This is a genomic window from Pseudomonas shirazensis, assembly GCF_014268785.2.
In the GTDB taxonomy this organism is placed as follows: Bacteria; Pseudomonadota; Gammaproteobacteria; order Pseudomonadales; family Pseudomonadaceae; genus Aquipseudomonas; species Aquipseudomonas shirazensis.
On record NZ_JABWRD020000002.1, the window covers coordinates 14,239 to 26,147 of the forward strand.

Annotated in this window: 16 protein-coding genes; 2 read left to right on the top strand and 14 right to left on the bottom strand. The window is 62.2% G+C overall.

Going from position 1 to position 11,909, the window contains the following annotated elements; all coding sequences use genetic code 11:
* Positions 1-50 precede the first annotated feature (50 nt).
* Positions 51-470, top strand: a complete 420-nt coding sequence (locus tag HU736_RS11320) for a quorum-sensing-regulated virulence factor family protein (protein ID WP_103436351.1) — start codon at positions 51-53, stop codon at positions 468-470.
* 19 nt (positions 471-489) lie between these two features.
* On the opposite strand, the gene HU736_RS11325 is transcribed toward HU736_RS11320, so the two are convergent.
* Positions 490-678, bottom strand: a complete 189-nt coding sequence (locus tag HU736_RS11325; protein ID WP_101317353.1) for a hypothetical protein — start codon at positions 676-678, stop codon at positions 490-492.
* 235 nt (positions 679-913) lie between these two features.
* Here HU736_RS11325 and HU736_RS11330 point away from each other — a divergent pair, with 235 nt between their 5' ends.
* On the top strand, positions 914-2,032 hold the full coding sequence (locus tag HU736_RS11330) for an LOG family protein (RefSeq protein ID WP_103436350.1): 1,119 nt from the start codon (positions 914-916) through the stop codon (positions 2,030-2,032).
* Positions 2,033-2,042: 10 nt separating this feature from the next.
* Here HU736_RS11330 and recX read toward each other — a convergent pair whose 3' ends face one another.
* From recX to HU736_RS11395, 13 genes are all read right to left on the bottom strand, one after another.
* Positions 2,043-2,513 carry a recombination regulator RecX gene (gene recX, locus HU736_RS11335; protein WP_101317349.1) on the bottom strand — a complete coding sequence of 157 codons (471 nt, stop codon included), beginning with the start codon at positions 2,511-2,513 and terminating at the stop codon, positions 2,043-2,045.
* Between the two features lie 3 nt (positions 2,514-2,516).
* The gene (recA, locus tag HU736_RS11340; protein ID WP_101317346.1) at positions 2,517-3,578 is read right to left on the bottom strand and encodes a recombinase RecA; all 1,062 of its coding nucleotides are present in this window, start codon (positions 3,576-3,578) and stop codon (positions 2,517-2,519) included.
* 102 nt (positions 3,579-3,680) lie between these two features.
* Positions 3,681-4,163, bottom strand: a complete 483-nt coding sequence (locus HU736_RS11345; protein WP_186697727.1) for a CinA family protein — start codon at positions 4,161-4,163, stop codon at positions 3,681-3,683.
* Positions 4,164-4,222: 59 nt separating this feature from the next.
* Positions 4,223-4,720 carry a lysis system i-spanin subunit Rz gene (locus tag HU736_RS11350; protein WP_371411567.1) on the bottom strand — a complete coding sequence of 166 codons (498 nt, stop codon included), beginning with the start codon at positions 4,718-4,720 and terminating at the stop codon, positions 4,223-4,225.
* Positions 4,717-5,265 (bottom strand): glycoside hydrolase family 19 protein, encoded by a 549-nt coding sequence (locus HU736_RS11355; RefSeq protein ID WP_186697725.1) that lies wholly within the window; start codon positions 5,263-5,265, stop codon positions 4,717-4,719. Before HU736_RS11355 ends, HU736_RS11350 begins: the two co-directional genes overlap by 4 nt.
* 81 nt (positions 5,266-5,346) lie before the next feature.
* The gene (locus tag HU736_RS11360) at positions 5,347-6,381 is read right to left on the bottom strand and encodes a phage late control D family protein (RefSeq protein ID WP_186697723.1); all 1,035 of its coding nucleotides are present in this window, start codon (positions 6,379-6,381) and stop codon (positions 5,347-5,349) included.
* A gap of 20 nt (positions 6,382-6,401) precedes the next feature.
* On the bottom strand, positions 6,402-6,611 hold the full coding sequence (locus HU736_RS11365) for a tail protein X (RefSeq protein WP_186697721.1): 210 nt from the start codon (positions 6,609-6,611) through the stop codon (positions 6,402-6,404).
* Positions 6,586-7,431, bottom strand: a complete 846-nt coding sequence (locus HU736_RS11370) for a phage tail protein (protein WP_186697719.1) — start codon at positions 7,429-7,431, stop codon at positions 6,586-6,588. Before HU736_RS11370 ends, HU736_RS11365 begins: the two co-directional genes overlap by 26 nt.
* Positions 7,432-7,440: 9 nt before the next feature.
* Positions 7,441-9,264 carry a hypothetical protein gene (locus HU736_RS11375; RefSeq protein WP_186697717.1) on the bottom strand — a complete coding sequence of 608 codons (1,824 nt, stop codon included), beginning with the start codon at positions 9,262-9,264 and terminating at the stop codon, positions 7,441-7,443.
* Between the two features lie 125 nt (positions 9,265-9,389).
* Positions 9,390-9,692, bottom strand: coding sequence for a phage tail assembly protein (locus HU736_RS11380; protein ID WP_101317330.1), 303 nt, complete (start codon positions 9,690-9,692; stop codon positions 9,390-9,392).
* 10 nt (positions 9,693-9,702) lie between these two features.
* Positions 9,703-10,212 carry a phage major tail tube protein gene (locus tag HU736_RS11385; protein WP_186697714.1) on the bottom strand — a complete coding sequence of 170 codons (510 nt, stop codon included), beginning with the start codon at positions 10,210-10,212 and terminating at the stop codon, positions 9,703-9,705.
* A 13-nt stretch (positions 10,213-10,225) separates the two neighbouring features.
* The gene (locus tag HU736_RS11390) at positions 10,226-11,392 is read right to left on the bottom strand and encodes a phage tail sheath subtilisin-like domain-containing protein (RefSeq protein ID WP_186697712.1); all 1,167 of its coding nucleotides are present in this window, start codon (positions 11,390-11,392) and stop codon (positions 10,226-10,228) included.
* 85 nt (positions 11,393-11,477) lie between these two features.
* Positions 11,478-11,909, bottom strand: a complete 432-nt coding sequence (locus HU736_RS11395) for a tail fiber assembly protein (RefSeq protein WP_186697710.1) — start codon at positions 11,907-11,909, stop codon at positions 11,478-11,480.

Consider the following 11,909-nt stretch of genomic DNA (forward strand, 5'->3'; position numbering starts at 1 on the left):
CCAGCCGCAGGTGCCGGTCAAAGCGCCAGTCATTGAATCAGGAGAGATCCATGCTGCGTGTTATCGTCCCGACCTTGAGCCTGCTGCTCATGTTGCCCCTCGCAGCCCAGGCCGCGTCCAAGCAAGAGTATGAGCTGACTCAGTTGTTGCAGAAGGTCGCCAAGGAAAGCAGCGTCGGCACCCCTCGCGCTATCAACGAAGACATCCTCGATCAGGGTTACACCGTTGAAGGCAAAGCGCTGATCAACCACCTGAGCGTACGCCAGGAGCATGCCGAGCGCATGCAGAGCAACCCGCAGCAGGTGCGCAGCCAACTGGGTGACAGCGTCTGCCGCAACAATGGCTACCGTCAGTTGCTGTCCAAAGGCGCGGTGCTGGTTTACCGCTTCACGGTGTACAAGAGCAACAGTCCGGTCATGGACCAGGCCTTTGATGCTGCCAGCTGCACGGCCGGCAACAAGAAGAAGTGATCGCCTGCTGCTGACGGCCTCACTTGGCGCGCCGCTGCTCGTCTTCGGCGCGCAACTCTGCCAGCAACGCCTGCAGATACCGCGAGTGCCCTTCTGCGCCGCCCAACCGGCGCCGGCACTCGACTTCCAGACTCCAGTGATGCGCGCGCGCAGCGTTTTCCAGCAGCCGGTATAGCTGCTGGTCGACTTCGATAACCAAACGATGCATCTGGCCACCTCCCGCGCCTGGCGCTGTGCTGCTGGTTGCAAGTGACTGCCCCGCACTTCAAGTGAACAGCATCGCCCTGGCAGTGGATCGCGCCCCGACCAGCGGACTGCTCCTGCACGATCACGCCACAACGTCTAAATTGTTATTCAGCCCTTGTGCCATTTTGCCAAGCCCGGCCCATGCGCCGCCTGGCAGAAACCGGCACTGAAGGTCCTGCTGCACAAGGAGGAGTTGTATGCCCTACCAAGCCAACGAGCTTCTGTTGACCCACTTCAAGGACAGCGGCATCGATCTGAGCAACATCGACCTACAGCTACAACAGGTGGCTCCCAACAGCGCCAACCTACCGCTCTACCGCGACATGATGCTGACAGTGCTGCGCATGGCACAGGACGACAGCAACCGCTGGAACGCCAAGATCACCCTGCAGGCCCTGCGCGAACTCGACCACGCCTTCCGCACCCTCGAGCGCTACCGTGGTCGGCGCAAAGTCACGGTCTTCGGCTCCGCGCGCACGCCGCTGGAGCACCCGATGTACGCACTCGCCCGCGAGCTGGGTGCCTGCCTGACGCGCAATGAGCTGATGGTGATCACCGGTGCCGGCGGCGGCATCATGGCTGCGGCGCACGAGGGTGCCGGCACCGAGAACAGCCTGGGATTCAATATCACCCTGCCCTTCGAGCAACACGCCAATGCCACCGTCGATGGCACCGACAAACTGCTGCCGTTCCACTTCTTCTTCATCCGCAAGCTGTTCTTCGTCAAGGAAGCGGACGGTTTGGTGCTCTGCCCCGGCGGCTTCGGCACGCTCGATGAGGCACTGGAAGTCCTGACCCTGATCCAGACCGGCAAAAGCCCATTGGTGCCGGTGGTGCTGCTGGACTCTCCCGGAGGGACGTTCTGGCGAGATTGCCTGGCGTTTATCAGCCGGCAACTTGAAGAGAACCACTACATTCTGCCCCGTGACCTGAAGTTGGTGCGGCTGGTGCACAGCGCTGACGAGGCGGTGGAAGAGATCACCCAGTTCTACAACAACTACCACTCCAGCCGCTGGCTGAAGAATCAATTCGTCATTCGCATGCATAACCCGCTCAGCGAGGCCGCACTGTTCGACGCCCAGGAGGCATTTGCCGATCTACGCCTGAGCGGCACATTCCAGCAGCAAGCCGATGCCAGCGCAGAACACGAAGTGGGTAGCTTTGATCATCTGACCCGGCTCACCTTCGCCTTCACCGGGCGTGACCAGGGACGCTTGCGGGAGCTGATCGACTTTATCAACCTTAGCGAAAACTGGGCCAGGCCAGAGCCGATTCAAACCACTCAACGAGCTCGCCAAGCGCTGAAAGCCAGTTGACCAGGGAGATTCAGTAGTCGTCCAGGTCTCGGCCGTTCAACAGGCGGCCGACCATGTCCATGGCAAAGCCACGGTAGACCAGAAAGCGGGTTTGCTGTGCGCGAGTGCGCGGATCATGAGGGAGCTGCCCGGCAAACTTGCGCTGCCAGACATCCTGCAACCGTGAAGCCCAGTTCACCCCGCTGTCACGCAGGGCCTGCTCGACATCAGCACGGTTGAGGCCACGCTGGGTAAGCTCTTCACGAATACGTGCAGGGCCATAACCGGCGTTGGAACGATAGGCTATGAAACTCTCGAGATAACGGGCTTCACTGAGTAAGCCGTCTTCGGTGAGCCGATCGAGCGCAGGCTCGATCAGGTCATCTGTAGCACCGCGCTGACGCAACTTGCGCGTCAGCTCCACGCGACCATGCTCGCGGCGCGCGAGCAGGTCCATGGCTGTCCGCCGAACCGCAACCGGGGTGTCGAGTACGGCGGGCATGGGTCAAGCTTCTGCGTCGGCGTCGGCACCCGCTGGCTCGGCAGCAGCGGCTGCTTTGCCGGCTGCGGCAACAGCACCCAGGTTGAGCAGCTTGTCGCGGATCTGCTTCTCGAGGTCTGCACCAACGGCCGGGTTGTCTTGCAGGTACTTGGCAGCGTTGGCCTTGCCCTGACCGATCTTGTTGCCCTGGTAAGCGTACCAGGCACCGGATTTCTCGATCATGCCGTGGGCAACGCCCAGGTCGATGATCTCGCCGTTACGGTAGATACCCTTACCGTACAGAATCTGGAATTCGGCCTGACGGAACGGCGGCGAAACCTTGTTCTTGACGATCTTGACGCGGGTTTCGCTGCCGACCACTTCGTCGCCTTCCTTGACCGCGCCGGTACGGCGAATGTCCAGACGTACCGAAGCGTAGAACTTCAGCGCGTTACCACCGGTGGTGGTTTCAGGGCTGCCGAACATCACGCCGATCTTCATCCGGATCTGGTTGATGAAGATGACCAGGCAGTTGGCGTTCTTGATGTTACCGGTGATCTTGCGCAGTGCCTGAGACATCAGACGAGCCTGCAGACCCACGTGCATGTCACCCATTTCGCCTTCGATTTCAGCCTTGGGTACCAGCGCTGCCACGGAGTCGATGATGATCACGTCTACTGCGTTGGAACGTACCAGCATGTCGGTAATTTCCAGCGCTTGCTCGCCGGTGTCAGGCTGCGAGACCAGCAAGTCTTCGACGTTGACGCCCAGCTTGCCAGCGTACTCTGGATCCAGCGCGTGCTCGGCATCGACGAAGGCGCAGGTGGCGCCGGCTTTTTGCGCTTCAGCGATGACCGACAGGGTCAGCGTGGTTTTACCCGAAGACTCTGGGCCGTAGATTTCGACGATACGGCCTTTCGGCAGACCGCCAATGCCCAGCGCGATGTCCAGGCCCAGCGAGCCGGTGGAAATAGCAGGCATGCCCTGGCGATCCTGATCGCCCATGCGCATGACCGCGCCTTTACCGAATTGACGTTCGATTTGACCCAGGGCCGCAGCCAAGGCGCGCTTCTTGTTGTCGTCCATTGAAATCCTCACGTGATCGACTGGCCCTGACGGCCCGAATAACTGTATAAGTAGCCAGTATTATTCCACAGCAACGCGCCTGAGCAAACCCCTGTTGGCAATTTACTCGGTGCCAAGCTGTAACAAGCCGTCTAGCGCGGCGATCACCGTTTGTCGGCGCACCGCTTCACGGTCGCCGGTAAAGTGCTTGCGCATAGTGCTGACGCGGTCGCCATCCGCCCAGGCCAGCCAGACGGTGCCGACCGGTTTCTCTGCTGAACCGCCGCCGGGGCCGGCAACACCGCTGACGGCCACGGCAAAGCGCGCGCCACTGCCTGCTTGCGCGCCCCGCACCATCGCTTCGACCACCTCGCGGCTAACCGCGCCGACCTGCTCGAACAACTGCGCTGGCACGCCCAACTGGCGAGTCTTCTGGCTGTTGGAATAGGTCACGTAGCCGGCCTCGAACCACGCCGAACTGCCGGCAACCCGCGTGATGGCCTCGGCGATGCCGCCACCGGTGCAAGATTCGGCGGTGGTGACCTGCGCATTGAGCTGCTGCAGGTGCTCGCCCAGACTGCTTGAAAGAACGGTGATCGGGTCCATGGTCGGCTCCTGACGGGAATGCGCCCTACCCTATCACCCTGAGAAGGTCAGACAAGGGGTCAGCGTGTGAGTTCGCGGACGTAGTCCTGGCAGGCACGCAATGTGATCAATCCGCGGTCGCCGAAATCGGTGATGGCGATAATTCGTCGAGCATGCGCTGACTCAAGTCGGGCGCGTACGGCGCCATGATCCACGCTGCCGGGGGCGCCGGCGGCGGGCACAGTGGCGCAAGCGCTGTCGCGCTCGACCAGGACCGACAACCGCAGATCAGCAGTGGCAAGCCGATCACGCAGGCGAGCCTGAGTTTGTTGGGCATTGGTAAGCTCCTGAAAATATCGCGATTCGCTGGCCTGTAGACGCTGCTGCAGGTCACGCTGTAAAGCCCGCTCGGCCAGCAGTTGGCCGGCAAGCGTCTCGGCTTGCTGACGCATCTGTTGTGCATGGCTGCCCGCCTGCTCGGCCAATTGCCGGCCATAGCGCCAACCCTGGACCTGCCAGGCCAGCGCAGCGCACGCAAGCATTAGCAGCAGGCAGAGCCACAGCCAGCCGCGGCTCAACAGAGCACCTCGCGTGCTCGCGCCCACAGCGCCAGGCGATCGTCCAGGCCATTCAGGCCGCCATTGACAAGACGGGTGATGCGGTTGAACTCGCCGCGATCCGCCAGCGCGTTGAGCCCGCGTGAATGCCAGAACCAGGCCGCCGACTCGCAGGCCCAGCGCGGCTGTTCGAGCAGCTGCGGCTGCGCCAGCAAGCGCTCATCGTCAAACAGGGCCCGGCTACAGGCCTGATAACTGTTACGGCCGGTGATCTGAATCAGGCCGCGACCGCAGTACAGCTGGCCATCACCGTCGGCCTGCGGCGTATTACCCAGACGCCGCGCAAGGCTGCCGGTGTCGTAACGGGAGAGGTAGCGATCGCCACCCAGCTCCTTCACATAGCGCAGTTGGCCGGATTCATGGCCGATCTGTGCGAGAAACGCCGCGATGCGCCTGGGATGATCGATTTGCCAACGCGGCAAAGCTTCGTTGAGCGCTGCGAGAAAGGTGCCGACCCGCTGGCCGGCGAGGGGAAATATCTGGCTGAGTTGGCCTTCGGTAAGCATGCTGCACCTCCTTGTTTAACAAAAAAAGCCCAGGACGAGGTCCTGGGCTTGAGCCGCAACGATGAGCCGCGCACACGTTGTTCAGACCTTGATAGCCGTGCCTCGCCGCGGCGCGACGCCCTTATTGTTGGATTTGCCCTGGCTGCCTCCATTGCAGTGCACCGTGGTCTGCCAACCGCTGTTGGTGAACAGCTGTTCAACCGAATCGATCAGGTACAGCCCGTCCAGCCCGGCGCAGAAGCCGCTGGTTTCGATGCTGCGCTCGGCAAACAGATCGGTTCGTCCGGCCATCTCCAGGCGCAGGCTGGCGGTGCCACGGTTGAAGCTGGCCAGCCGCGCCCTGGCGGCCTGTTCGGCAGCGGCGCGATTGGGGTAGACGTGGCGGTCGGTATGCACCGGCTGGTCGCCCGGCGTCACCGCGCTGTTGGCCAGCTCGACCACCTGCAGCGCGCCGCTGGCAGGGTCCTGGTGACGGGTACGCACGGCCTTGTGGGTCTGCTGGTCATCCAGGCGGAGCTGCCATTTGCTGACCATGCTGCGGTCAAGCGTGACCACGCCAAGCGGCTTGCCGCTGGCGCTCTTGCCAGCCTGGCGAGGCAGCACCAGCAACTGGCCGTTGGCAAGTTTGGCGGTGCAATCGTAGAGCCGCGCCAGACGCGTGATGAAGGCCAGATCAGACTCCGCGTACTGGTCGACCCGCGCGACCAGTACGGTCAGCGGGCACACCGCCTGCCAGCCGTTACGCGCAGCAATTTCACTGACGATCCTTTGCAGCGGCAGCGCTTCCCAACTGCCGCTGCGGGTGGTCTTGCCGCTGCCGCAGAGGTCGCTGGCCTTGCCGCGGATGACGAGCGTGTCAGGCGGGCCGGACAGCTCGACTTCATCGACCGTAAAGCGCCCAAGCCGGGTCAGCGGTTGCCCGCCATAGCCGAGATGAACCTCGATCGAGGCGCCTCGCGAAGGTAATGCAAGTGCGCCGTCGCGGGCGTCGATACGCAGTTCGAAATCATCTGACTGCATGCCCGGCTTGTCGCTGGTGCGCAGCAGTAGCAGGCGCTGGTTGATCAGCGTGGTGATGTCGTTACCGTCGGCAACGATACGAAACTGTGGTTGCATGGGGTGGCTCCGAAGCAGGGTCAGTCCCACAACTGGACCGTTGTGCCGGCAGCGGCGTGCTGGAGGTCGGGCAAACTGATCAGCACCCCGCCGGCAAACGGCTGGGTCTCATCTGCCAGGCCGTAGTTGGCCGCCAGAACTGCCTCGACGCTGCCGTTGAGGTGGCCGTAATAGTGCTGGCAGAGGCTGTCGAGCACGTCACCCTCAGACGTCATGCAGGTCTTGCCCATAGCTGATGAACTCCAGTGAGAAGGTTTGTTTACGCGGGATTCCGCCGGCCAGCAGGCTGCTCTGCTCTTCTTCAACGCTGGTCAGGCACCAGTTGCCAAGCACCTCGCCGTACCCGCTGATCAACGACAGCGGCAGCAATTGCCGACCGATGCTGCGCAGTGCCTGCAACTGGCCGAGCCCGCCTTTGAAAGTAGGGAAGATCGCCCCACGGATATTGATGGTCTCTTCGCCGAGGCCCACCGCCTGTTGCGCGCTGGCGCGGCTGAGGCGTTCCTGACCTGCCCAGCGAAAGCGAGTCTGACGCCGCAGTTGGTCGAAGGCGGCAGTATCCAGATTGAAGTAGTACGCTGCGGCACCGGGCTTGAGCGGTTGCAGCACCAGCAGGTGCGCAAACGGCTTGACCGCCTCCGCTGCCGGGGTGCTATCGGGGGCGAAGCCCAGGGTCGAGAGGGCGCCGGTAACTGCCGCGCGCACTCCCCCCACCACCCGACGAACCGCGGCCCCGGCTTTGTCCACTTGCTCGGCGAAGGTGCCGAGGCGATCACGCACCTGGCGCACCACGCTGAGGGTCTGATCGTATTTGTCGATGACCTTGGCCACCTTGGCCTGGGCCGAGGTGATTGCGCGCAAGCTGCGTTGCAGGCGCGCACCGATCGCCGGCCCCACTACCGGCAGACCCTCCAGGCTGGCGACGGCGCCTTGTACATGGTCGATGGCCTGATCCATCGGCTCGAGCATGGCGTCGGCCCGCCGACGCCCCGCTTCGCCCGCCTTGACCAGCGCGTGCAGGCCAGCCTGCAGCTGTTCCTGATAGTTCATGAGTGGTCCTCAAATTGAAACGTGGGGTGTTTCAAACATCTGCACTGCGCGGGCCTGACGCATCAGCTCTTCCAGCTGACCACGGGCTATCGCCTCCAGCTGGAGCAGTGTGCTGGGGTCATTGAGGCTGTTGTTGAAGGTGACCGGCATGTTGGCGGTAAAGGTGAATTGCTGATTGATCATGGGGGTGGGTGCTGTTGGCGCGGTCTGTGCGGGACCGGTCGACAGCGTTGGCTGCTTGGTACACTCGGCCAACGATTGGCACGCGTCTCCAGGTGATGTCGCCGGGTCGGATTCGCGATGGGCCGCAGCCTGCTCTGCTGGGGGCGTGTCTGAGGTCACGAGCCTGGCCAACCAGCCGCCAACCTGCTCGCCACCCATGCTCCCAAGCACGCCGCCAACCAGCCCGCCGATGGCGGTACCAATCACTGGCACCACCGAGCCGATTGCAGCGCCCGCTGCAGCGCCGGCCAAGCCTCCGCCCAAGCCGCCCAGAGCGGTGCCATAGCCTTCGAGCTTCTGCACAGGCGTGACATCGCTGCTGTAGGTGTCGGCGAGTTGAAGGGTGGTGTCCAGCAGTGTCAGGCCTGGAATTCCTTTCCAGGCTTTGCGTGGCTGGAGGAGAGGTGAGCTGGAGCCGACCGTGGTAGAGCCAGTCCGCAAAAGACCTGGCGCAGCACTGAAAAAGCTTGCCCCTCCAGCCTGTACGTATGAAGGGGCCAATGAAGCGGCGGACCAGCCATTGACTGGCGGCAGAGGGAAAACTGTCGCTGCCGCTGGATTGAATGACCGGCCTATACCGATAAATTCAACTGTCGATGACGGCGCATCCGATTCAATTCTCTTATCGCGTGTTTGTTGCTCCGGTTGCCCCGAACCTGCAGAGCTTGGCGCGGATCCCGCTTCACCTGCTTGCGCAACTGAGGACGCATTCGATGCGGTCGGCTTTGGCTCGTCCTGGAAAAAATCATGCAACTTGCCGCCTGCCAGCCCACCCAGGATGTCGCCGACGAAGCCGCCGATCACCGGCGCATACCGTTGAAGTCGCTTGTTTCTGGAAAAGGCGTTTGCGAGTGCTGTTGCGGTTAGCATCCCGCCTAATCCCCCCGCTGCCGCAGCAACCCCCTCGACCTTCTCCTTGCCATCCTCACCTGTGACCAATGCCTTGCCACCAGTGAGCGTAGCGCCAACCACACCTGCACCGAAAACGTCACTCACAGCCTTGAACGCCCGCAATCGTCCAGATGCGGAAGCTTGTTGGCTCACTTTATAGCTTGCGCTGGCAAGAATGGTGGCAGCTGCCGCAAGCGTTGCGAGCATCCCAGCTTTGTTATTTGCGCCTGCCGCAGGCGCCGCCTGGCTCCCGGCTTTTTCAGCATCCTCTCCCTTGAGCGTCACCAGATGCTCCGTCCCCGCAGCGAAGCGCTGCTCTGGCACGGGTGAGGCACTCGTCCCAAGGGGATATTTCAAAGGCGCGCGCCACTGCGCTGGCTGATCCTGCCGCTTGACCCAGATCAGGCCGGATATCACCTGGTCCAGCCGGGTCAAGTTTTGATGCAGGCGACCCAGCTGATCGTTCACAGGCGCTAGCGTCAGACGCTGTGCGCCTGGCCCTTGCAAATGATTCGGCTCGGTCGAATTGCCGGTTAGATGCCCCGGTTCAAGCACAGGCCGGACACCGGTCCATGCACCGATGATCAGACCGAGCCGGGTGGTATCCATTTGCTTGCGTAACAGATCGATGCTGATGCGCAGCGCGTCAACTTCAGCCCCCAACGGCGGGCTGAAGTTGACGCTGAGCCCCAGGTTGAATGGCCCTATTGTCTCTGCCATGGCTTACTCCTGCTCATTCCGAAAGCCACCAGACCATGTCGCTGTACGGCATGGTCATGATTTCGCTCGCGGAAAAGTTCAGCTCCTTGGCCAGCCGCTTGGCAGCGGCCTTGTGCCGGGCCGGGTCAAAGTTCGTCGTCTTGCACCAGGCGAAAATAGCCCGCCTGCAGACGGCTGTAGTCTTTCAGGGCGAGGCCTTCGAGGTCCTTGATACCGACCTCGGCCAGCGAGGCGAACAGGTTCAGTTCACGCTGTTCGTCATCATTGGCGCCGCCCGCCTGGGCGTTGCGGATATCGCGCACGGTGGGTGCGCGCAACGACAGGCTATCGACCTGGACGCCATTGGCCTGGCTGGGCCGGGACAGCTGCACGCTGACGCGTTCAGCGCTCAGGGTCAGCCATTGCGGCAGTTTTTTTGCTTGAGCCATGGGCTTCTCCTTAAAGGCCGAGCGCAATGCGTTGCGCAGTCAGTTGATCGACACCATTGATCACGCGCTTCATACCCAGCGCATCGATCTCGTAGACCAGTCGGCCATCGACTTCGAGCTTGTAGTAGGTCACGGCCACGCTGTGCTTGATTTCAGCTTTGTCACCGGACTTCCAGTCGCCCATATCGACTTCCTTGAGGGCGCCGCGCAGGGTCACCACCACCGGATTGATCTTGCCCTTGAGGCCTTTGAAGGCGCCGCGGAAGGTGCCGTTGAAGCCACTGCCATCGGCCAGGCCGAAGAACTTGAGGGCGTCGCGGCGCACGCCGGTGGTGGTGAACGCCGCCTCCTGTTTCTCCATGCCTTGGTCCATTTCGACCGGAATGTCCATGCCGCCTGGGCGGTGCTCTTCCATTTTCAGGGTGAGCTTGGGCAGGGTCAGGCTGGGTACATCGCCCTGGAAGCTGACGCCATCGACGAACAGGTTCAGGTTGGCCAGGGTTTCGGGAATCATTGCCATGTTGATGCGCTCCTTAAGCGACGGAATCAAGGACTTCGGTCAGCCACTGGTTGGTGACTTCAACGCGGAAGTTGGGGTTTTCAGCAGGTGGGACGTCGGTGAAGCGGATGTTCCAGTACACCTTGCCCTGCTCGAGCTGGCTGGCAGTGTTCAGCTCAGGGTCGGCGAACACCTCGAAATTGATGATCGCGCCCTGGTTCTTCAGGTCGCGCATGAACGCCTGCAGGCCCTCGGTGACGTCCTTGACGTAGGTCGCGGTAATGGCGCGATCGACCGCCCATTTGTGGCCATAGAGGATCGCGTCCATGACGATATCCATGGTCCGCACACGGGTGACGAAGGCCCACTTCGCGTCGGCCGACAAGGTGCGGTTGCCCCACAGGCGGAAGCCGTCGTCGCGAATGATGGTGGCGATGTTGGCGTTGTTGAGCAGGTTGGCTCGGCAGGTTTCGTCACCGTCGAGGAATTCGATCGGGCGACCGGTGCCGGTGATACCGACGAATTCCTTGTTCGATGGCGAGGCCCAGAAGCCGTACTCCGCGTCGGTCCAGGCGAACAGCCCGGCCACATACGCCGAGCCAGGCGCGTCGACCGTGGCGTTTTTGCTGGTGTCCCAGTACTGCACACCCGGATCGACCATATAGGAGCGCTTGGCGCCGAACTCGCCGGCGTAGGCGATGACCGCTTCATCGGTGGTGTTGGGGCCGTCGATGATGGCAATTGCGCGCAGCTTGTCAGCCAGCGCCACCAGGGCAGTAGCGACCGCCTGGGTCGCGCTGTGCTTGGGGGTAACCAGCAGACGCGGCTGGGCGTTGAAGCGGCTTTTGCCGTCGAGAAGTGCCTGCAGGCCGGTCCGCTTGCCGTCCGCCAAGGTGCCGCCGATGATCGCCGAGGTCTGCTCGGCCGCGTCCTCAAGCTTGGCCACCCCGCAGGCGACAATCACCGCCTTGGCACGGGTAAAGACGGCTTGGCAAGCCTTGGTGATCGCCGCGTCAGGGCCAAACGCGGCAATCGCCTCGCGCTCGCTGGTGATCAGCATCAGGTCATTGGGCTGAGCGGTAAGCGCTGGCGCCGGGGTGAAGGTATCGACCAAACCAATGATCGAGGACGACGGCAAAGCGATCGTGCGCGCGCCGGTGTCGACGTTTGTTACGGTAACGCCGTGAAAGAAGCCAGACATAAATTCTCCAGATATGAAAAGGCCCCGCGTCAGCGAGGCCATTAGGGGTACAGCAGAAAAGAAAACGCCCCGTCGGTGCGGGGCGTTATTGGGATTGGTCGGCGATCCAGGGCGGCGCGACCGGCCTGTGCTCGACGACGGGAAATTGATCTGACTGGGGCCAGTCGCGCAGATCCTGCAGGTAGCCCAGTAGTTCGGCGAACTGGTCGGCTGGCAGGGTGGTTTCGCGCTCAAGGTCCTGCTCGTCGCGGTGACGGTCGCGCAGCCACTGCCGCGTAGCCAGTTCAGCATCGCGCCATTGCCGCTCTTGCTCTGCCTGCTGTTCCTGTGTAAGCGGCGGCGGGTCAATCAGTATTGGCAGCCCCTGCTCATCATGGCTTCGGAGCTTGCCAGGCTCAGGGTTGCCTATCACCGAATCAAAGCAGTCATCGGAGATTTCCACAGCATCTTCAGGAATTGCCTTATGGATGCCTACGAGGTAGCACATACCCGTACTCATGCTGTAAAGCCGTTTCAT

What these genes read in the sequence shown, in the direction of transcription:
- HU736_RS11320 (WP_103436351.1), top strand. Translation starts at nt 51, where the DNA reads ATGCTGCGTGTTATCGTCCCGACCTTGAGCCTGCTGCTCATGTTGCCC.
- HU736_RS11325 (WP_101317353.1), bottom strand. Translation starts at nt 678, where the DNA reads ATGCATCGTTTGGTTATCGAAGTCGACCAGCAGCTATACCGGCTGCTG.
- HU736_RS11330 (WP_103436350.1), top strand. Translation starts at nt 914, where the DNA reads ATGCCCTACCAAGCCAACGAGCTTCTGTTGACCCACTTCAAGGACAGC.
- recX (WP_101317349.1), bottom strand. Translation starts at nt 2,513, where the DNA reads ATGCCCGCCGTACTCGACACCCCGGTTGCGGTTCGGCGGACAGCCATG.
- recA (WP_101317346.1), bottom strand. Translation starts at nt 3,578, where the DNA reads ATGGACGACAACAAGAAGCGCGCCTTGGCTGCGGCCCTGGGTCAAATC.
- HU736_RS11345 (WP_186697727.1), bottom strand. Translation starts at nt 4,163, where the DNA reads ATGGACCCGATCACCGTTCTTTCAAGCAGTCTGGGCGAGCACCTGCAG.
- HU736_RS11355 (WP_186697725.1), bottom strand. Translation starts at nt 5,265, where the DNA reads ATGCTTACCGAAGGCCAACTCAGCCAGATATTTCCCCTCGCCGGCCAG.
- HU736_RS11360 (WP_186697723.1), bottom strand. Translation starts at nt 6,381, where the DNA reads ATGCAACCACAGTTTCGTATCGTTGCCGACGGTAACGACATCACCACG.
- HU736_RS11365 (WP_186697721.1), bottom strand. Translation starts at nt 6,611, where the DNA reads ATGGGCAAGACCTGCATGACGTCTGAGGGTGACGTGCTCGACAGCCTC.
- HU736_RS11370 (WP_186697719.1), bottom strand. Translation starts at nt 7,431, where the DNA reads ATGAACTATCAGGAACAGCTGCAGGCTGGCCTGCACGCGCTGGTCAAG.
- HU736_RS11375 (WP_186697717.1), bottom strand. Translation starts at nt 9,264, where the DNA reads ATGGCAGAGACAATAGGGCCATTCAACCTGGGGCTCAGCGTCAACTTC.
- HU736_RS11380 (WP_101317330.1), bottom strand. Translation starts at nt 9,692, where the DNA reads ATGGCTCAAGCAAAAAAACTGCCGCAATGGCTGACCCTGAGCGCTGAA.
- HU736_RS11385 (WP_186697714.1), bottom strand. Translation starts at nt 10,212, where the DNA reads ATGGCAATGATTCCCGAAACCCTGGCCAACCTGAACCTGTTCGTCGAT.
- HU736_RS11390 (WP_186697712.1), bottom strand. Translation starts at nt 11,392, where the DNA reads ATGTCTGGCTTCTTTCACGGCGTTACCGTAACAAACGTCGACACCGGC.
- HU736_RS11395 (WP_186697710.1), bottom strand. Translation starts at nt 11,909, where the DNA reads ATGAAACGGCTTTACAGCATGAGTACGGGTATGTGCTACCTCGTAGGC.